General features: G+C 65.8%; 19 protein-coding genes and 1 riboswitch. Of the genes, 6 read left to right on the top strand and 13 right to left on the bottom strand.

Annotated elements, in window-relative coordinates:
• Positions 1 to 82: 82 nt before the first annotated feature.
• Positions 83 to 1666, top strand: coding sequence for an RNA repair transcriptional activator RtcR (gene rtcR / locus NGM28_RS21550; RefSeq protein WP_252091345.1), 1584 nt, complete (start codon positions 83 to 85; stop codon positions 1664 to 1666).
• A 36-nt stretch (positions 1667 to 1702) separates the two neighbouring features.
• Positions 1703 to 1844, top strand: a riboswitch (FMN riboswitch).
• Positions 1845 to 1924: 80 nt separating this feature from the next.
• Complete coding sequence (gene ribB / locus NGM28_RS21545; protein WP_252091344.1) at positions 1925 to 2575, top strand: 3,4-dihydroxy-2-butanone-4-phosphate synthase; 651 nt, start codon at positions 1925 to 1927, stop codon at positions 2573 to 2575.
• Between the two features lie 121 nt (positions 2576 to 2696).
• Here the strand turns inward: ribB and NGM28_RS21540 are convergent, their stop codons facing one another.
• The 5 genes from NGM28_RS21540 to NGM28_RS21520 form a co-directional block, all read right to left on the bottom strand.
• Positions 2697 to 2942: a DUF3077 domain-containing protein gene (locus NGM28_RS21540; RefSeq protein ID WP_213659381.1), complete on the bottom strand. Its 246-nt coding sequence runs from the start codon at positions 2940 to 2942 to the stop codon at positions 2697 to 2699.
• Positions 2939 to 3184: a hypothetical protein gene (locus tag NGM28_RS21535; protein WP_252091343.1), complete on the bottom strand. Its 246-nt coding sequence runs from the start codon at positions 3182 to 3184 to the stop codon at positions 2939 to 2941. The genes NGM28_RS21540 and NGM28_RS21535 overlap by 4 nt, the downstream gene beginning before the upstream one ends.
• A gap of 473 nt (positions 3185 to 3657) precedes the next feature.
• Positions 3658 to 4848: an SGNH/GDSL hydrolase family protein gene (locus tag NGM28_RS21530; protein ID WP_252091342.1), complete on the bottom strand. Its 1191-nt coding sequence runs from the start codon at positions 4846 to 4848 to the stop codon at positions 3658 to 3660.
• A 1-nt stretch (position 4849) separates the two neighbouring features.
• Positions 4850 to 5992 (bottom strand): SGNH/GDSL hydrolase family protein, encoded by a 1143-nt coding sequence (locus tag NGM28_RS21525; RefSeq protein WP_252091341.1) that lies wholly within the window; start codon positions 5990 to 5992, stop codon positions 4850 to 4852.
• Positions 5979 to 7382, bottom strand: coding sequence for an MBOAT family O-acyltransferase (locus NGM28_RS21520; RefSeq protein ID WP_252091340.1), 1404 nt, complete (start codon positions 7380 to 7382; stop codon positions 5979 to 5981). The genes NGM28_RS21525 and NGM28_RS21520 overlap by 14 nt, the downstream gene beginning before the upstream one ends.
• 233 nt (positions 7383 to 7615) lie before the next feature.
• On the opposite strand from NGM28_RS21520, the gene NGM28_RS21515 reads away from it, so the two are divergent.
• The 4 genes from NGM28_RS21515 to NGM28_RS21500 all read left to right on the top strand — a co-directional run bounded on the left by NGM28_RS21515 (position 7616) and on the right by NGM28_RS21500 (position 12829).
• Positions 7616 to 7858 carry an exodeoxyribonuclease VII small subunit gene (locus tag NGM28_RS21515; protein WP_011531978.1) on the top strand — a complete coding sequence of 81 codons (243 nt, stop codon included), beginning with the start codon at positions 7616 to 7618 and terminating at the stop codon, positions 7856 to 7858.
• Positions 7855 to 8742: a (2E,6E)-farnesyl diphosphate synthase gene (gene ispA / locus NGM28_RS21510; protein ID WP_240066500.1), complete on the top strand. Its 888-nt coding sequence runs from the start codon at positions 7855 to 7857 to the stop codon at positions 8740 to 8742. Before NGM28_RS21515 ends, ispA begins: the two co-directional genes overlap by 4 nt.
• Before the next feature lie 235 nt (positions 8743 to 8977).
• A complete protein-coding gene (dxs, locus tag NGM28_RS21505) occupies positions 8978 to 10873 on the top strand; it encodes a 1-deoxy-D-xylulose-5-phosphate synthase (RefSeq protein WP_252091339.1) in 1896 nt (631 codons plus the stop codon).
• A 78-nt stretch (positions 10874 to 10951) separates the two neighbouring features.
• Positions 10952 to 12829: a TonB-dependent receptor domain-containing protein gene (locus tag NGM28_RS21500; RefSeq protein WP_252091338.1), complete on the top strand. Its 1878-nt coding sequence runs from the start codon at positions 10952 to 10954 to the stop codon at positions 12827 to 12829.
• Here NGM28_RS21500 and NGM28_RS21495 read toward each other — a convergent pair.
• The 8 genes from NGM28_RS21495 to ribH all read right to left on the bottom strand — a co-directional run bounded on the left by NGM28_RS21495 (position 12807) and on the right by ribH (position 18130).
• Positions 12807 to 13619, bottom strand: coding sequence for a cobalamin-binding protein (locus NGM28_RS21495; protein ID WP_252091337.1), 813 nt, complete (start codon positions 13617 to 13619; stop codon positions 12807 to 12809). The two genes, NGM28_RS21500 and NGM28_RS21495, sit on opposite strands and share 23 nt — an antisense overlap.
• Positions 13619 to 14038: an MFS transporter gene (locus NGM28_RS21490; RefSeq protein ID WP_240066504.1), complete on the bottom strand. Its 420-nt coding sequence runs from the start codon at positions 14036 to 14038 to the stop codon at positions 13619 to 13621. Before NGM28_RS21490 ends, NGM28_RS21495 begins: the two co-directional genes overlap by 1 nt.
• Positions 14035 to 14652: a GTP cyclohydrolase II gene (gene ribA / locus NGM28_RS21485; RefSeq protein ID WP_011531972.1), complete on the bottom strand. Its 618-nt coding sequence runs from the start codon at positions 14650 to 14652 to the stop codon at positions 14035 to 14037. The genes NGM28_RS21490 and ribA overlap by 4 nt, the downstream gene beginning before the upstream one ends.
• Positions 14653 to 14921: 269 nt before the next feature.
• Positions 14922 to 15665 (bottom strand): substrate-binding periplasmic protein, encoded by a 744-nt coding sequence (locus tag NGM28_RS21480; protein ID WP_240066505.1) that lies wholly within the window; start codon positions 15663 to 15665, stop codon positions 14922 to 14924.
• A gap of 16 nt (positions 15666 to 15681) precedes the next feature.
• Positions 15682 to 16185: a phosphatidylglycerophosphatase A family protein gene (locus tag NGM28_RS21475; protein WP_011531970.1), complete on the bottom strand. Its 504-nt coding sequence runs from the start codon at positions 16183 to 16185 to the stop codon at positions 15682 to 15684.
• Positions 16182 to 17138 (bottom strand): thiamine-phosphate kinase, encoded by a 957-nt coding sequence (thiL, locus tag NGM28_RS21470; protein WP_252091336.1) that lies wholly within the window; start codon positions 17136 to 17138, stop codon positions 16182 to 16184. Before thiL ends, NGM28_RS21475 begins: the two co-directional genes overlap by 4 nt.
• A gap of 18 nt (positions 17139 to 17156) precedes the next feature.
• On the bottom strand, positions 17157 to 17657 hold the full coding sequence (gene nusB, locus NGM28_RS21465) for a transcription antitermination factor NusB (RefSeq protein WP_011531968.1): 501 nt from the start codon (positions 17655 to 17657) through the stop codon (positions 17157 to 17159).
• Entirely contained in the window at positions 17654 to 18130 is a 477-nt protein-coding gene (gene ribH, locus NGM28_RS21460; protein ID WP_003255395.1) for a 6,7-dimethyl-8-ribityllumazine synthase, read from the bottom strand. The genes nusB and ribH overlap by 4 nt, the downstream gene beginning before the upstream one ends.
• Positions 18131 to 18152: the final 22 nt, after the last annotated feature.

The raw sequence follows: 18152 nt of genomic DNA, 5'->3' as shown, positions 1-18152 counted from the left end.
AGTCTGGTGCACTGCACCGGTCATACCGATTACGTTTTTCGTATATTCTGCGATACACATTTATCTTTCTGGATAATCACGGATGACCAAGCCCCTCGTCGCCATCGGTTTTCTCGGCACCACCCTCGACCGCAACGGCAAGGGCGCGGCGCGCTGGAACAAGTGGCGGCCAACCATCGGCCTGTGCCAGCAACCCGACCTGCCGCTCGACCGCCTGGAACTGATCCACGGCCCCAGTGCCCGCGACCAGAGCCTGGCCGACCGTATTCGCGGCGACATCCAGCAGGTCTCGCCCGGCACCGAGGTGCGCCTGCACCCACTGGCGCTGCGCAACCCATGGGACTTCGAGGAGGTCTACGGCGCCCTCCACGACTTTGCCAGCGGCTATAGCTTCGACACCGAGCGCGAGGACTACCTGGTGCACATCACCACCGGCACCCACGTCGCGCAGATCTGCTGGTTCCTGCTCACCGAGGCGCGCTACCTGCCGGCGCGCCTGGTGCAGACCTCGCCCTCGCGCAAGCAGGACGAAAACAGTGACCCGGCCGGCATCGCCACCCTGATCGACCTCGACCTGTCGCGCTACGACCCGATCGCCTCGCGCTTTCGCCGCGAGCAGGTCGAAGGGCAGTCGCTGCTCAAGTCCGGCATCGCCACGCGCAACCCGGGCTTCAACCGCACCATCGAGCAGATCGAACGGGTCGCCCTGCGCTCGAAGGCCCCCATGCTGCTGGTCGGCCCGACCGGCGCCGGCAAGTCGTTCCTGGCCCGCCGCGTCCATGAACTCAAGCGCGGCCGCCACCAGCTGGGCGGCCGCTTCATCGAAGTGAACTGCGCCACCCTGCGTGGCGACGGCGCCATGTCGACCCTGTTCGGCCACGCCAAGGGCGCTTTCACCGGTGCGCAGAACGCCCGCGACGGCCTGCTGCGCGCCGCCGACGGCGGCATGCTGTTCCTCGACGAAATTGGCGAGCTGGGCGCCGACGAACAGGCCATGCTGCTCAAGGCCATCGAAGAAAAACGCTTCTTCCCACTGGGCGCCGACCGCGAGGTGGAAAGCGACTTCCAGCTGATCGCCGGCACCCACCGCGACCTGCGCGCCAAGGTCGCCGACGGCTCGTTCCGCGAGGACTTGTTCGCCCGCATCAACCTGTGGACCTTCGCCCTGCCGGGCCTGGCCGAACGCCGCGAGGACATCGAGCCCAACCTCGATTTCGAATTGCAGCGCCATGCCCGCGAACAAGGGCGCCAGGTGCGCTTCAACCTCGAAGCCAAGCGCCGCTACCTGGCCTTCGCCCATGCCAGCGAAGCGCGCTGGGCCGGCAACTTCCGCGAGCTGTCGGCGTCGATCACGCGCATGGCGACCCTGGCCGACAGCGGGCGCATCGACGAAGCACTGGTCGCGGAAGAGATCGGTCGGCTGAGTTATGCCTGGGGCCTGGAGCAGGTGGTCGAGCCACTGCTGGCCGGCCGCGAACTGGACCTGTTCGACCAGGTGCAGCTACAGGCGGTGCTGGACGTGTGCCGCCGCGCCCCGAGCTTGTCCGAGGCCGGGCGCCAGCTGTTCGCGGTGTCGCGCCAGGAAAAGGCCAACCCCAACGACGCCGACCGCCTGCGCAAGTACCTGGCGCGGTTCGGGCTGGACTGGCAGCAACTAAAGTCGTAGGGCTTGCCAGCATGCTGGCAGCGTGCTGTATGCTTGGCCGGTCTTCAGGGCGGGGTGAAAGTCCCCACCGGCGGTAAATCGAAAGATGAGCCCGCGAGCGCCCCGGCCATGCCGGGGGTCAGCAGATCTGGTGAGATTCCAGGGCCGACGGTCATAGTCCGGATGAAAGAAGGCGTTTGGCAGGGGCCGCCGAGGCGCCCTTGCGCGCGCATTTTGTTCGCCCCGAGACGTTCATCGATCATTCACGAGGAGCGTTTCATGTCCACCTTGCTCAACCAGCAATTCCCTAACGTCAGCGCCGCCATCGCCGCCTTCCAGGCCGGGCGCCCCGTGCTGCTGCTCGACGACGACGACCGCGAGGACGAAGCCGACATCGTCGCCGCCGCCGAGAACCTGTCGTTGCAGACCATGGCCATGATGATCCGCGATTGCAGCGGCATCGTCTGTCTGTGCCTGGACGAAGCCACTGTCGATGCCCTGCAGCTGGCGCCGATGGTGCAGAACAACCAGGCCCGCCATGGCACCGGTTTCACCGTCACCATCGAAGCGGCCGAAGGGGTCAGCACCGGCGTGTCGGCGCAGGACCGCATCACCACCATCGAAGCCGCGCTGCGCTCCACCGCGCAGGAGCGCCATATCGTCAGCCCGGGCCACGTGTTCCCGCTGCGCGCCCGTGACGGTGGCGTGCTGACCCGCCGTGGCCACACCGAAGGCTCGGTGGACCTGGCGCGCCTGGCCGGCCTGCGCCCGGCGGCGGTGCTGTGCGAGCTGATGAACCCCGATGGCAGCATGGCCCGGGGTGAGGAGGTGGCGGTGTATGCACGCCAGTACAACCTGCCGGTGCTGACCATCGAAGAGCTGGCGCGGTATCGCGAGGCGATGGTTGAGTTGGAAGCAGAGATCGCCTGAGCCATCCTGGGGCCGCTGCGCGGCCCTTTCGCGGCACAAGGCCGCTCCTACAGGGAATCACGATCGTCTGTAGGAGCGGCCTTGTGCCGCGAAAGGGCTGCGCAGCAGCCCCCGGTCACCGCTACCGATTCAACCCCAACTCCATGTCATCGATCAGCCCTTTGGCCAGCCCGCTGAGAATCCGCGCGGCGCTGGCAGCCATGAGATCGCCCTCCATCTCGGCCTCGGTGGTGAAATGCGCCACGCACCCGAGCAGCACCGACAGGTCGCTGAAGGCGTGATCGAAAGGAATGCCCGGCTGGATACGGAAGATCTCGAGGCAGGTGGTCGTGCCCTGGGTCGGGCCGGGCTTGTGGTCGTCACTCATACCGGCGCCCCCTTGGCCCGGGCGTGGCGGACCAACGCGATGACCAGTTGAGCGAGGATTTCGGCGCTGTCCATCATCACGTCCAGGCGCTCGTCGCGTGGGCAGTGGGTGTAGGCGTTAATGGTGTCGCTGAGGGTGTGCATCAGCTTGTTGGCGTGGGCCATGGCCTCATCGGGAGGGAGGTCGCTGATGATGGCGACGAAAGGAATTGGGTAAGGTGGATCTGGGACGATCTTTTTCATTGTTGTCACTCTGGAAATGGATTCTAGAGCAACCACCGGCATCCTTCTCACAGACAAGGGTGGCAGCCGTACGCGAGGTGAGAAGACCGTGTTCCAGACACCACGGCCAGACCGAAGCCTGCACGCGCACGGCTGCCATTACAGGCAACCTGAATCTAGAAACACAACGGGCTTCTCACACCCGGTCGCCAAATTTGACGACCCAGCGACGTTACCCCCGGGGCATTTCCCAGCCAATTCAGAGCCTTCCGGCAGGCGCGTAGGATAGGTCCCAAGCGCTAACTGGCTGAAGGATTTTGTTTCAGATTCGGAAATGTCTGACGGCTACCAATGCTGGGGGCGCTTCGCGCCCCTTTCGCGGCACAAGGCCGCTCCTACAGGAGACGGTGATCCCCTGTAGGAGCGGCCTTGTGCCGCGAAAGGGCTGCAAAGCAGCCCCAGCAGACTCAAATCCAACGCCGATCTAGCTGACGTCAACGCAATCCCAACGGCCCCTTGATAAACTCATACAACCCCGCCGCACTCTTGCGGTAACCATCCGCCGTCAGGTGCACCAGATCCGGCCGCGCCAACCCACCCGCCTGCCACCCGGCAATCGAGCACGGCCCGCCCATGAACGCCTGCCAATCCCAGAACAGCGCCTTGTGCTGCTGCGCCATCTGCTTCTGGATGCGAATCACCGACGCCAGCGGCCGCGGCTGGCGCGCCGCGCAACTGCCCGCCTTGCGCTGCTTGATCGAATCCGGTGGCCCGACCAGCAGGATCGCCGCCCGTGGCAGGTCCTTGCGCAGGTTGCTGAGCGTCGCATCCAACTGCGCCTGGTAAAGCCCCAGGTCAAGCGTGTCGTCGAACGCCTCGTTGGTGCCATAGGCGAGGATCACCAGGTCCGGCGCCACCGCCTTGAGGCTGTCGCGCCACCCAGACTGCCACTTGTCCACCACCTCAAGGCGCGCACCGTTGATGCCCAGGGTCGAGTAGGTCACACCGGCGTTCTTCTGCCCTTGGATATACCAGCCCCCCAGCGCGACGTTGCCGCCCTCCACCGCCAACTGCACCGGCAGCCCGACATTGGTGAACGCCGGGCTGAACCGCCACTGGCCATTGCTCGCCGGCAGCACCCGGCGCTGGCCGCCGTTGGCCAGCAGCGAGGCCGTGCCACTGGACTGGTAAAGCGCCGAAATCTTGTAGCGGTGGCTGTCTGGGTCACGCGCCTGGATCATCACGCTGGAACGCTTGGCCTGGGGCAGCGAAAGGTAGCCCCCGAGTGGGAACTGGCTGCTCTGCTGGTTACGCGCCGACACCAGTTCCCACTGGCGCTTCTCGCTCTTGATGATCACCCGGTCGTTGCGAATCCCCGGCACCGGCGAAGCCGGCACCAAACCGATGCCACCGTCGCCGTAGCGCGCCTGCAGCAAGCGACGCAGCTCACCGCTGAACAGGTCGGCGGCGGTGTGCGAGTCACCCAGTTGGACGATGGAAACCGGCGCCCGGCCGGCATTGCGCAGCTTGCCGGCGAGCAAGGCGACATTGCCCTCCTGGCGCGCAACCGGCGCGGCAGCGGGCCGCGCCACGGGCTGGGCGGCCACACTGTTGGCGCCGGTGCTGCAACCCGGCGCGGCGCTGATCAGCAGGGCCAGGCCCAGCAGGTGATGCCATTGGCGCATCTCAATGTCCTGTAACGGTCAGGCCCGGGAAGCTGATCAGCGACAACACCTGTTCGGCGATCATCTTCTGGCCTGTGATGGTGAAATGAATGCCGTCGTCGACCCGCACCTTGACCCGCTTGCCCTCCGAAGTCCGCACCGTGTACGAGAAAGCATCGTCGGTATAGCCGAGGATCGGGTTGGCCGAGACATAGTGCTGGCCGAACAGCGCAGTCTGTTCCTGGTACAGCCCGCTGAGGTAATTCATGGCCGTGGACAGCCGCGCCTTCTCCATATTAGGCGGGCCGACCCACAGCACCTGCACGTTGTGCGCGCGGGCTTGCTCGAGGATCGCGTCGATACGGGCGCGGTAGGCGACTTCCCACTCCGGCGACTTGAAGCGCAGGAACGGCTTGCCCTTGCCCTGGGGCATGTCCCAGGGGTCGTTGGGGCCGAGGAACACCACCATCAGGCGGATGTTCGGCTCGTGGTCGAGGGTTTCGGCCACAGTCTTGGGCCAGTTGAAGAAGCCTGGATAGGCCAGCCCGGTGCTCTGCTTGCTGAGGTTGACGGTGCGAATCTGGTAGCGCTTGCGCAGGGTGTTGGCCAGGTGCGGCGCCACGCCCTGCATCAGCGAATCCCCCACCAGGAACACATCGTCGCCTGCGGCCAGGGCCGCGACCTTGCCCGGTTGCAGCACGGTCGGTACAGGTGCGACCGCGGCAACCACCGGCTGCGCGACCGGGACCGGTGCCGGGGCATGCACTGGCGCGGGTGCGTTGTGCACGGGCGGGTGGGCGACTGCGGGCGGCAATGGCTTGGCCAAGGCCGCCGGGGTTTCCAGATTGACGGTCACTACCGGCACCGATTCAGGCAACACCTCGGCAGCGGGCGCCTCGGCCACCTGCTCGAGCGGCTGCCACTGTTCGATCAGGCGGTCACGTTGCTCTTCCAGCGCCAGGGTCAACTGAGCCCCGAAACGCCAGGCCGGCATCTGCCCCAGCAGCGGGATCTCGCAACTCTCGTGGTACTTCTGCTGGCAATAGAGCTTGATCGAATCCTGGTTCAGCCAGAACAACAGCGCGGTGGTGACCACGATCGCATACAGCGCGCGAGCGGCGCCCATCTGTACCTGGAACAACTGACGGCTATCAGAAGCTTGCATAAATGAACCCCGGCACGCCCGACTGCGAAGCAAAAATCACCAGCGACACACCAACCCCGAGCGGGATCGGGTACAGCTGCCACGGCAAGCGCTGGAACGCAGTCCCGCTCTGGCGCAACAGCGCCAGCAACAATGGGTAACTGGCCACGAACAGCACGCAGGCCAACAGCATCACGCCGGTGGCGCTGTTCAGGCCTGCCAGGCTGAGCTGGGCAATGTCACCGAGCATCTCGACCGCGCCGTCCAACGTCGGGCTGCGGAAGAAGATCCAGGCGAACGCCACGTAGTGGAAGGTCATCAAGCGTGCCAGCAACCCGGCGCCGGGCAAACGCTCGAAGCCCGGCAGCAATTGATTGAACAGCTTGGAGATAGCCAGGCCCACGCCATGCAGCGCGCCCCAGATGATGAAGTTCACGCTCGCCCCATGCCACAGGCCGGACACCAGCATCGCCAGCAGCATGTTCAGGTTGCCGCGCCACACGCCTTTGCGGTTGCCGCCCAGCGGGATGTAGACGTAGTCACGGATGAAGCGCGACAGGCTGATGTGCCAGCGCCCCCAGAACTCCTTGAGGTTGTGCGCGGCATAGGGCGCGTCGAAGTTGTCCGGCAGGCGGAAACCCAGCAACAGCGCGATACCGGTCACCAGGTTGGTGTAGCCGCTGAAGTTGAAATAGATCAGGAAGCTGTAGCCATAGACGCTCAGCAGCACCTGCTCGGGCGTGGCGCTGCCGGGCGTGTCGAACACCGGATCGACCCACTCGCTGCCCAGCCACGCACTGAGGAAGAACAGCTTGACCACCGCCATGGCGATCAGCCCCAGGGCACGCTGTGGCTCCAGCACCTGGCGCATGGCCTGCGGGCGGATCTGCGACAGCATGTGCAGGGCGCGGTTGACCGGGCCGGCCACCAGGCTGGGGAAGAACGCCAGGTACAGGGCCAGGTCCAGCGGTGCGGCGGGCGCCAGCTCGCGGCGGCTGATCGACACCAAGTAGCTGACCGAATGGAACGCATAGAACGACAGGCCGATCGGCACCAGCACTTCCAGCAGCGGCAGCGATACCTCAAGCCCGGCACTGGCCAGCGCGGCCTGGATACCGCCGACGAAGAACTCCTGGTACTTGAACAGGTAGAAACATCCCAGCACCAGGGTCAGCAGCAGAACGCCGTTGAACCAGCGCCCGGGGTGGCGCCCCGCCAACAATCCGAGCAGGTACACCAGCGTGCTGTAGCCCAGCAGGATGTACAGCGATTGCAGGCTGAAACTCGCCACCAGGCCATAACTCGCCGCCAGCAGCAGCAGGTTCTGCAACCGCACGCTCCAGCACAGGCACCAATAAAGCATGAAGAACAGCGTGAAACAGAGGCCGAATTCGATCGAAAGGAAGCTCACAACGTAGTCCGTTACGTGACATCAGGAAGGGAGGGCTGCTGGCCCGCAGGCCAGAGCGCGCGGATTATGGCAGAGGGCCTGCACCCTCACAATGCGGCTATCGCACAGAATGCAAGATGGTTCGCCGCAGACAAGTGCAACAAAATGCGACGAACGATAGGCCCGGGCAATTTGCTCCCCCTGCCCCGCTCTGCTAGTGTCGCGCCGTTCTGAATACCACCGAGACCGTCGCCATGGCCCGCAAAAAAGCCTCCATCGATTTCGAACAGTCCCTCGCCGACCTGCAAGCCCTGGTCGAGCGCCTGGAGAACGGCGAGTTGTCGCTGGAAGAGTCGCTGGCCGCCTTCGAGCAAGGCATCGCCCTGACCCGCGATTGCCAGGGCGCCCTGGCCCAGGCCGAGCAGAAGGTGCAGATCCTGCTGGAGCGCGACGGTGAACTGGCCGCCCAGCCGTTCGACGCGGAGCCCGAGGCATGATCGCCCAGTACCAGCAAAGCGCCCAGGCGCGGGTCGATGCCGCCCTGGAACCGTTGTTCCAGGCCCCCTCGAAAGAACTCGAACGCCTTTATGCCGCCATGCGCTACAGCGTGATGAACGGCGGCAAACGTGTGCGTCCGCTGCTCGCCTACGCCGCCTGCGAAGCGCTGGGCGCCCCGGCCGAACAGGCCAACGGCGCCGCCTGCGCGGTGGAACTGATCCACGCCTATTCGCTGGTCCACGACGACCTGCCGGCGATGGACGACGATGACCTGCGCCGTGGCCAGCCGACCACCCACAAGGCCTTCGACGAGGCGTGCGCCATCCTTGCCGGCGACGGCCTGCAGAGCCTGGCCTTCAGCGCCCTGCTCGACCCGCGCCTGAGCGCGCTGGCCGACGGTATCCGCCTGCAAATGGTCCAGGCCCTGGCCAAGGCCGCCGGCCCCGCCGGCATGGTCGGCGGCCAGGCCATCGACCTGGGTTCGGTGGGCGTCAAGCTCGACCAACAGGCCCTGGAATACATGCACCGGCACAAGACCGGCGCGCTGATCGAAGCCAGCGTGCGCCTTGGTGCCCTGGCCAGCGCCCGCGCCGAGCCGGCCCAACTCGATGCCCTGCAGGTTTATGCACAGGCCGTCGGCCTGGCCTTCCAGGTGCAGGACGACATCCTCGACGTGGAGAGCGACACCGCCACCCTGGGCAAGCGCCAGGGCGCCGACATCGCCCGCGACAAGCCGACCTACCCGGCGCTGCTGGGGCTGGAAGCGGCCAAGGCCTACGCCCTGGAACTGCGCGACCAGGCGCTGGCGGCGCTGCAAGGCCTTGGCGAGAACGCCGAGCCGCTGCGGGCCCTGGCCCGCTACATCGTCGAACGCCGCCACTAAGGCCTGAGAGACACCCTGTAGGAGCGGCCTCGTGCCGCGAAAGGGCCGCAAAGCGGCCCCGGCAATCTTTGCGTCAACGCTGAAATCCTGGGGCCGCTACGCAGCCCTTTCGCGGCACAAGGCCGCTCCTACAGGATCCGTGTCGCATTGAGCTTTCTGCACACCCGTCCGAATGGGCAGCTTTTCCCACAATGGGGTAAACTGCCGCGTCTTCACACCTATAACGACACGCCTGATGCCCACGACGTTTCAAGAGATCCCCCGCGAACGCCCGGTCACGCCGTTGCTGGACCGCGCCGACACGCCCGCCGGCCTGCGCCGCCTGGCCGAAGCCGACCTGGAGACCCTGGCCGACGAGCTGCGCCAGGACCTGCTCTATACCGTGGGGCAGACCGGTGGGCATTTCGGTGCGGGCCTGGGCGTCATCGAGCTGACGATCGCCCTGCACTACGTCTTCGACACCCCGGATGACCGGCTGGTGTGGGACGTCGGCCACCAGGCCTACCCGCACAAAATCCTGACAGGCCGCCGTGACCGTATGCTCAGCCTGCGCCAGAAGGACGGCATCGCCGCCTTCCCGCGGCGCAGCGAGAGCGAGTACGACACCTTCGGTGTCGGCCATTCCAGCACCTCGATCAGCGCCGCCCTGGGGATGGCCATCGCCGCCCGCCTGCAGAACGACCCGCGCAAGTCGATCGCGGTGATCGGCGACGGCGCGCTGACCGCCGGCATGGCCTTCGAGGCGCTGAACCATGCGCAGGAAGTGGATGCCAACATGCTGGTCATCCTCAACGACAACGACATGTCGATCTCGCGCAACGTCGGCGGCCTGTCGAACTACCTGGCCAAGATCCTCTCCAGCCGCACCTACGCGAGCATGCGCGAAGGCAGCAAGAAAGTGCTGTCGCGCCTGCCCGGCGCCTGGGAGATTGCCCGCCGCACCGAAGAATACGCCAAGGGCATGCTGGTGCCCGGCACCCTGTTCGAAGAGCTGGGCTGGAACTACATCGGCCCGATCGACGGCCACGACCTGCCCACGCTGATTGCCACCTTGCGCAACATGCGTGACCTCAAGGGCCCGCAGTTCCTGCATGTGGTCACCAAGAAAGGCAAGGGTTTCGCCCCGGCCGAGGTCGACCCGATCGGCTACCACGCCATCACCAAGCTGGAGCCGGCCGACAAGCCGGTCGCGCCGAAAAAACCGAGCGGCCCGAAGTACTCCGCCGTATTCGGCCAGTGGCTGTGCGACATGGCCGCCGCCGACAACCGCCTGGTGGGTATCACCCCGGCGATGAAGGAAGGCTCGGACCTCGTCGACTTCAGCGAACGCTACCCCGAGCGCTACTTCGACGTCGCCATCGCCGAGCAGCATGCGGTCACCTTTGCCGCGGGCATGGCCTGCGAGGGCGCCAAGCCGGTGGTGGCGATCTACTCCACCTTCCTGCAGCGCGCCTACGACCAGCTGATCCACGACGTGGCGGTGCAGGACCTCGACGTGCTGTTCGCCATCGACCGCGCCGGCCTGGTCGGCGAGGATGGCCCGACCCATGCCGGCGCCTACGACCTGTCGTACCTGCGCTGCATCCCCGGCATGCTGGTGATGACCCCGAGCGACGAGAACGAACTGCGCAAGATGCTCAGCACCGGCCACCACTACAAAGGCCCGGCCGCCGTGCGCTACCCACGCGGCACTGGCCCGAATGCGCCGATCAGTGGTGACCTGGAGCCGTTGGAAATCGGCAAGGGCGTGGTCCGCCGCCAGGGCAGCAAGGTCGCCTTGCTGGTGTTCGGCGTGCAGCTGACCGAGGCCCTGCAAGTAGCCGAGCAGATCGACGCCACCGTGGTCGACATGCGCTTCGTCAAACCGCTGGACGAGGCGCTGGTGCTGGAGATGGCCGCCAACCACGAACTGCTGGTGACCATCGAGGAGAACGCCATCATGGGCGGCGCAGGCGCTGCCGTGGGCGAGTTCCTGGCCCGCGAGGGCGTGGTCAAGCCGCTGCTGCACCTGGGCCTGCCGGATATCTATGTCGAGCATGCCAAGCCTGCGCAGATGCTGGCCGAGTGTGGGTTGGACGCGGCCGGGATCGAAGCCTCGGTCAAGGCCCGCATGACCAAGCTCGGCCTTTAGGCCCTTTCGCCGGCAAGCCGGCTCCTACAGGCGATCTCCCGTAGGAGCCGGCTTGCCGGCGAACAACTTTAGTCGCCCATGAAGATTCCAACCCTCACCACCCTGCTCTGCCTCCCCGCCGCCGCCCTGGCCGCCGAACCCACCCGTGACGATGCCCTCAAGCTCCCCGACGTACTGATCAGCGCCAGCCGCCAGGTCGAGTCGCGCAGCGCCACCAGCGCCGCCAACACGGTCTTCACCCGCAGCGACATCGACCGCCTGCAACCGTCCAGCGTCACCGACCTGCTCACCCGGGTGCCTGGTGTTCAGGCCGCGCCAACGGGTGGTCGCGGCAGCCTGCCGGGCATCTTCGTGCGCGGCACCAAGGCCGCCCAGACCCTGGTGCTGGTCGACGGCGTGCGCATCGCCAACGCCACGTCCGGCGACAGCGGCCTGCAATTCCTCGACATCGACCAGATCGAGCGGGTGGAAGTGCTGCGCGGCTCGCGCTCGGCGGTGTACGGCAGCGACGCCATCGGCGGGGTGATCCAGATCTTCACCCGCCGTGGCAGCAGCCAGGGCCTGCAGCCGCGCCTGCGCCTGGCGGCCGGCAGCAACCAGACCTGGCAGCGCAGCCTGGGCCTGTCCGGTGGCAATGGCGCAACGCGCTTCAACCTCGGCGCCAGCCTGGACGAAACGGCCGGCATCGACTCCACCGGGCCGTCATATGCCAGCGATAGCGACCATGACGCCTATCGCAACCGCGCGCTCAACCTCAGCCTGAGCCACACCTTCAATGAGCGTTTCGAGGCAGGCCTGAACCTGCTCGACAGTCACGGGCGCAGCGAGTACGACAACCCATTCGGCCGCTTCGACATGGCCACCTTCCAGAGCGTTGGCCAGAAGCCCTACACCGATTTCGCGGTCAGTAGCCTGGGCACCTACTTCGATGCCCAGCTCACCGATGCCTGGCACTCGCGCCTGGAGCTGGGCCATAGCGAGAACCGCGACGACAAACGCGACAAGCTCAGTGACGAGCGCTTCGTGTTCAACACCTATCGCGACCAGGCGACCTGGCAGAACGATTTTGTCGTGGATGAGCGCAACAACCTGCTGGTGGGTGCCGACTGGTACCAGGATCGCGTCCATGCCAGCACCGATTTCACCGAGGACAGCCGCTTCAACCGCGCGGTGTTCATCCAGCATCGATTTGCCGGTGAACACTTCTCCACCGAACTGGGCGTGCGTCGCGACCAGAACCAGCAGTTCGGCGGCCAAACCACTTGGAGCGGCAGTCTCACGCTCCCGGTCAATACCGACAATGATGTGCTGCTGTCCTACAGCGAAGGCTTCCGTGCACCGACGTTCAACGACCTCTATTACCCGCAGTACAGCAACCCGAACCTCGACCCCGAGCGCTCGAAAAGCTACGAGCTGCAATGGCGCAGCCAACTGAGCAAAGAAAGTCGCCTGGAGGCTTCGCTTTACCGCACCGACCTGCGTGACGCGATCATCTTCGGCGCAGGCTCCATCCCCCGCAACGTGGCATCAGCCCGGATCAACGGCTTCGAGCTGGGCCTGGAGCAGCAGTGGGGCGAATGGCGCAGCCAACTGGGCCTGGCCCTGATCGACCCACGCGACCGAGACACCGGGCACACCCTCGCCCGCCGCGCCCGACGAACCTTGAGCCTGGACCTGGATCGACAGTTCGAACGCTTCAGCGTGGGGGGCAGTTGGCAGGCGGTGAGCGGTAGTTACGATGACGAGGCCAATCGCAATGCGCTGGGCGGCTATGGCCTGCTTGGGTTGCGCGGGGGCTGGGCGGCAACCGACGAGGTTCGCCTGGAACTGAAGCTCGACAACCTGCTGGGCAAGGCTTACAGCCGCGCCCTGTACAGCTTCGATGGCAGCCAGTACGGCTATCGCGAGGAAGGCCGCACCTGGCTGCTGAGCGTCACCTGGACACCGGCGCTCTAGCCTCGAGCAACGCGCACAAGCGGGCGGTGGCTTCGATCATCTGCCCGCTGGGCCGCTCAAGCCCCTTGTCCGGCACCACCAGCAAGCGCTCACCCTTCACGGCGCTCAGCTGCGGCCAGTGGCGCCAGCTGGCCAACTGCGCCGGATCACCCGCCAGGATCACCTCGGGATCGCGCAACAGTACCGACTCCACGCTGACTTGCGGCGCGGGCTGGGTCAGGTCATCGAACACATTGTGCGCCCCGCAGACACGCAAGGCATCACTGACCACCTGATGCCCTCCCAGGGTGTACAGCGGCTTGTCCCAGACCTGATAGAACACCCGCAGCGGTGTTTCACGCCGGTAGCGTTCCCGTAGCGCATCCAGCCGCTCACGCAGGCTAGCGGCATAGACACGGCCTTGCTCGTCACGTCCGAGGCGCTGGGCGATGCTGTCGATTTGGTCGATCAACTGGTCAAGGTCGCCGGGCTCGCCGCTGAACGTGGCGATGCCCAGGCGCCTGAGCTGGTCGCGCTGGGCCGGTGCCACGCTCCCGGGCCAGAGCAGCAGCAGATCGGGTTTGAGGCTGAGCAGACGCTCCATGTCGAGCTGGCCATGGCGGCCGACGGAAGGAAGACGGGCCAGTGCCTGCGGACGTTCGCCGCCATCGAGCACGCCGACCAGCAGGTCACCGGCCTGCAGCTCGAGCACGATCTCGGTCATCGACGGCGCCAAGCTGATCACGCGCGGCGCCGCCTCGGCCAAGGTGCCGAAGCACAGCAGCGCAACACCGGCCAGCAGTGCCCGCATCAGCCCAACTGACGCGGAATGCGGTAGAGGTACAAGATCACCACAGTGGACAGTGCCAGCAGGATCTGCGGCACCGCCTCAAGCCCCACCAGTACCGACAGCGCCGCCACCCAGGCCGGGAAACAGGCGAACAACATGGCCAGGCGCCGCACCCTGGCCAGCTCGATCCAGGCACCGGGTTCTTCCGGTGTGCCCAGTTGCTTGTCGGTGGCGATCAGTGCCCGTTTGTAAGCGCCGAAACGTGGCAGGCTGAGGAACATGGTCGCGGCCCCGGCGATGAACAACGGCATCGCCAACACCGGGATCAGCGGTTCGCCACCGCCGAACGCCCAGGCCATCACCGGCAACGGCACCAGGCCCACGGCCAGGTACTGCCACCAGGCCAAGGCCAGCCGGCGCTTCACCTCGCCGCGGGTCACGCCTGGGGCACCTCGCCTTGGTGCTTGTTGCCCATCATGTGGCCAAGCTTGTCGGCCTTGGTGGCCAGGTACAGGCGGTTGTGCGGGTTGTGGCCGGTGTGCAGCGGCACGCGTTCGGCGACCTTGATGCTCATGTCGGTCAATGCCTTGACCTTGCGCGGGTTGTTGGTCATCAGGCGCAGCGACTTCACGCCCAGGTGCTCGAGCATGGGCAGGCACATGGCGTAGTCGCGTTGGTCGGCGGCGAAGCCCAGGCGCTCGTTGGCCTCGACGGTGTCGGCGCCGCCGTCCTGCAGTTCGTAGGCGCGGATTTTGTTCAGCAAGCCGATGCCACGGCCTTCCTGGCGCAGGTACAGCAGCACGCCACGGCCCTCACGAGCGATGGCTTGCAGCGCGGCCTCCAATTGCGAGCCGCAGTCGCAGCGCTGGCTGAACAGGGCATCGCCAGTCAGGCACTCGGAGTGCAGGCGCCCCAGCACCGGCTCGCCGTCCGCGATGTCACCCAGGCTGAGCACCACATGCTCACGGCCGGTGGCTTCATCGAGGAAGCCATGCATGGTGAAGATCGCAAAGGGAGTCGGGAGTTTGGAGGCGGCGACAAAGACGACGGGCACGTTGTGCTCCTGGAAAGTAGGAATATTCAGATCGGCCGATTGTATCAGCAGCCCGGCGCAGGTGCGCAGGCTGAATATCGCGGCTTAAGATCGAAAAGTTCGATGCTTGTAGAGGCGCCATTAACCCTCGTACCGCTGTTTTCAGGGTTGAGGACCGCCTGTAGGAGCCGGCTTTGCCGGCGAACCAGGCAACGTGGTGAAGGGCACCGGCTACGCCGGTGTTCGCCGGCAAGCCGGCTCCTACAGGGTCGGCGTCCAATCTTGTGACACTAATGAGGCTGGCTGTCGTTGGTGAACGGATACGGCTGCTTCCAGCGCTCGAAGATCGGTTTCAGCTCGCCATTGCGCACCAGCACCTCCATGCGTCGGTCGAACAGGTCGCGCAGGGCCTTGCCCTGTTCGCTGTCGGCGAATGCCAGGTACAACGGCAACTCGGCCACATGGGTGAGCTTGAACTGCTTGGGGTCGGGCGCCTGGCCGAGCACGTAGTTCACCTCGGTCTCGGCATCGATGTAGAAATCCACCCGGTCATGCTCGAGCATCGGCAGGATACCCTCACGGCGTTGGATCTCGCGGAAGTTCTTGGCATTAGGCAAGTAACTACCGTAGTCGTAGCCCCGCACCCAGGCCAGGCGGAACTGGCCGATGTTGTCCAGGGTGGGGGCCGGCTTGCTGGCCAGGCCCAGGGCGTAGATATGGTCCATGTCGAAATGCCAGCGCGGGTAGAGGTTGTTGGGGTTCTCCTCCTTGTAGGAGCCCACCCAAGCATCCGCCTCGCCACGCTTGACCAAGCCCACCGCACGGCTGTACGGCGCGCTCTGCGGCTTGAGCTTGACGCCAGCCGGCTCAAACACCTTGCGCATCACGTCCCAGGCCAGCCCGGTGCCGTCCTTGTTGGTGTAGTCGAGCCATTCCTCGCTGACCAGGCGCACCTGCGTCGGCGCCTCCCGGGCCATGGCGCCGGAACCCGCGACAAGCAGCATCACTGCCAGCAATACCGTCCTGAACCCCATCACAACGCTCCCTGTTTCAGGCCACCGCCCACACCAGCACCTGCATGCCCAGCCAGGCGAACACGCCGGCCAGGATATCGTCGAGCATGATCCCGAAGCCGCCATGCACATGGCGGTCGATCCAGCGGATCGGCCACGGCTTGAGGATGTCGAAGAAGCGGAACATCAGGAACCCCGCCAGCAGCCATTGCCAGCCCTCCGGCACCAGCCACAGGGTGATCCACATGCCGACGATCTCGTCCCAGACAATGCCTTCGTGGTCGTGGACGCGCAAGTCGTTGGCCACCTTGCCGCACAGCCACACGCCGAACAGCATGCTGATGCCCAGCAGCAGCCAGTAGCCCCAGTCGGGCAGCATCTGCCACAGCGGGATGAACGGCAACGCCACCAGCGAGCCCCAGGTACCCGGGGCCTTGGGCAGGGTGCCGGAGCCGAAGCCGAACGCGATGAAGTGCCACGGGTTGCGCCAGACCGAAGGCGGAACGAACTCCGCAGGCACCTGGTTGGGGTGGTCGGTCACGGTGACTCCCTGAAATGTTGATAGCCCCGTTGCACGGGGGTGATGTCCTGGCCCTGCGGGTCGCGCAGGGTCACGCCCTGGCCTTCCAGCACACGGCCGATGACGTGCACCTGGTCGGCCAGGGATGAAAGCGCGCATTCCGGCAGGGTGAACGCCAGCACGTAGTCGTCGCCACCGGTGAGTGCCGCGTGCACTGCCGCATCACGGCCAAGAAACGCCTGCAAGGGAGCAGACACGGGAACCTGCGCCAGGTTCACCTCCAGCGCCACGCCGGACGCCTTGGCGATATGCCCGCAATCGGCCAGCAACCCGTCGGAGATGTCCAGTGCCGCCGTGGCCAGGCCACGCAGGCGCTCGCCCAGCTGCAGTTGCGGCAGCGGCGACCAGTAATGCGCCAGCAGCGGCGCGGCCACATCGGCGGCCGCCTCGCGCTCGCCCAGCACCAGCGGCAAGGCACCTGCCGCGTTACCCAGAAAACCACCGACGCACAACAGATCACCCGGCCGGGCGCCACTGCGGCGCAGCGCCTGGCCTGCCGGCACACGGCCGAACACGGTCACGGTGATGCTCAACGGCCCACGGGTGGTGTCGCCACCGATCAGCGCCATACTGCAACGCTGGGCCATGCGACCAAGGCCGTCGGCATAGGCCGCGAGCCAGTCGGGGCCGACTTCGGGCAGCGTGAGGGCGAGGGTGAAGCCGATGGGTGTGGCGCCCATGGCCGCCAGGTCGCTGGCCGCCACGGCAAGCGAGCGCTGGCCGAGCAGCAGCGGGTCGCAGATTGCGGGGAAATGCACACCGGCCACGAGCGTGTCGGTGGAAACCGCCAGCTGTTCGCCAGCGGGAAGGTCCAGCAGGGCGCAGTCGTCGCCGATACCCAGAGCCACGCCCTCACCGCCCTGCGCACAGGGCGCGGCGGCGAAGTAGTGGCTGATCAGCTCGAACTCACCCATGGCTCGACAGCGCCGCGATCAGCGCTTGTTCGCCCGGACTTCCGCTTCACGCAGACGCGGAGCCAGCTTGTCCAGCACGCCGTTGACGAACTTGTGCCCGTCGGTGGCGCCAAAGACTTTCGCCAGTTCCACACCTTCGTTGATCACCACGCGGTACGGCACGTCGGCGCGCATCATGAACTCCCAGGCGGACAGGCGCAGCACGGACAGCTCGACCGGGTCGAGTTCTTCCAGTGGCGTATCCAGGCAGGGCTTCAGTGCCTCGTCGATTTCGACCTTCTTCGCCGGAACCCCGTGCAGGATCTCGCGGAAGTAGGCGCCGTCAACATCGGAGAAATCGTTATCGACCCGGAACTGCGCTTCCACTTCGTTCAGCGAGTGCTTGGCCATGTGCCACTGGTAGAGGGCTTGCGTGGCGAGCTTGCGGGCTTCGCGACGCTTGGCGCTCTTCGAGGGCTTGCCGGCATCCGCAGGTTTTGGATCGCGCGGGTTGAAACGATCGCTTTCGTCGCTAATCACTTGGCCTCCAACTGCGCCAGCAGGCTGACCATTTCAAGGGCGGACAGGGCCGCTTCGGCACCTTTGTTGCCAGCCTTGGTGCCAGAACGCTCGATGGCTTGCTCGATGGAGTCGACGGTCAGTACGCCGAAGGCCACCGGAACACCGAACTCCATGGACACCTGGGCCAGGCCCTTGGTGCACTCGCCCGCCACGTATTCGAAGTGCGGGGTACCGCCACGGATCACTGCGCCCAGGGCGATGATCGCGTCGTAAGCGCCTTGCTGGGCGACTTTCTGCGCCACCAGCGGGATTTCGAACGCGCCCGGGGCACGGATGATGGTGATGTCGCTTTCGCTGACGCCATGGCGTACCAGGGCATCGACTGCGCCGCTAACCAGGCTTTCGACGACGAAGCTGTTGAAGCGGCCAACCACCAAAGCATAGCGACCTTTGGGGGCGATGAAGGTACCTTCGATGGTCTTCAGGGTCATTCCGGAGTTCTCATCTTCAAGA

This window comes from Pseudomonas sp. MWU13-3659 (assembly GCF_023757525.1).
GTDB lineage: Bacteria > Pseudomonadota > Gammaproteobacteria > Pseudomonadales > Pseudomonadaceae > Aquipseudomonas > Aquipseudomonas entomophila_E.
Note: the sequence above shows the minus strand (reverse complement) of the source record. Positions and strands in the feature narration are given on the sequence as shown.

What these genes read in the sequence shown, in the direction of transcription:
- ribH (WP_003255395.1), bottom strand. Translation starts at nt 18,130, where the DNA reads ATGACCCTGAAGACCATCGAAGGTACCTTCATCGCCCCCAAAGGTCGC.
- NGM28_RS21500 (WP_252091338.1), top strand. Translation starts at nt 10,952, where the DNA reads ATGAAGATTCCAACCCTCACCACCCTGCTCTGCCTCCCCGCCGCCGCC.
- NGM28_RS21480 (WP_240066505.1), bottom strand. Translation starts at nt 15,665, where the DNA reads ATGGGGTTCAGGACGGTATTGCTGGCAGTGATGCTGCTTGTCGCGGGT.
- rtcR (WP_252091345.1), top strand. Translation starts at nt 83, where the DNA reads ATGACCAAGCCCCTCGTCGCCATCGGTTTTCTCGGCACCACCCTCGAC.
- NGM28_RS21525 (WP_252091341.1), bottom strand. Translation starts at nt 5,992, where the DNA reads ATGCAAGCTTCTGATAGCCGTCAGTTGTTCCAGGTACAGATGGGCGCC.
- ribB (WP_252091344.1), top strand. Translation starts at nt 1,925, where the DNA reads ATGTCCACCTTGCTCAACCAGCAATTCCCTAACGTCAGCGCCGCCATC.
- ispA (WP_240066500.1), top strand. Translation starts at nt 7,855, where the DNA reads ATGATCGCCCAGTACCAGCAAAGCGCCCAGGCGCGGGTCGATGCCGCC.
- NGM28_RS21530 (WP_252091342.1), bottom strand. Translation starts at nt 4,848, where the DNA reads ATGCGCCAATGGCATCACCTGCTGGGCCTGGCCCTGCTGATCAGCGCC.
- thiL (WP_252091336.1), bottom strand. Translation starts at nt 17,138, where the DNA reads ATGGGTGAGTTCGAGCTGATCAGCCACTACTTCGCCGCCGCGCCCTGT.
- NGM28_RS21495 (WP_252091337.1), bottom strand. Translation starts at nt 13,619, where the DNA reads ATGCGGGCACTGCTGGCCGGTGTTGCGCTGCTGTGCTTCGGCACCTTG.
- dxs (WP_252091339.1), top strand. Translation starts at nt 8,978, where the DNA reads ATGCCCACGACGTTTCAAGAGATCCCCCGCGAACGCCCGGTCACGCCG.
- NGM28_RS21535 (WP_252091343.1), bottom strand. Translation starts at nt 3,184, where the DNA reads ATGAAAAAGATCGTCCCAGATCCACCTTACCCAATTCCTTTCGTCGCC.
- NGM28_RS21515 (WP_011531978.1), top strand. Translation starts at nt 7,616, where the DNA reads ATGGCCCGCAAAAAAGCCTCCATCGATTTCGAACAGTCCCTCGCCGAC.
- NGM28_RS21540 (WP_213659381.1), bottom strand. Translation starts at nt 2,942, where the DNA reads ATGAGTGACGACCACAAGCCCGGCCCGACCCAGGGCACGACCACCTGC.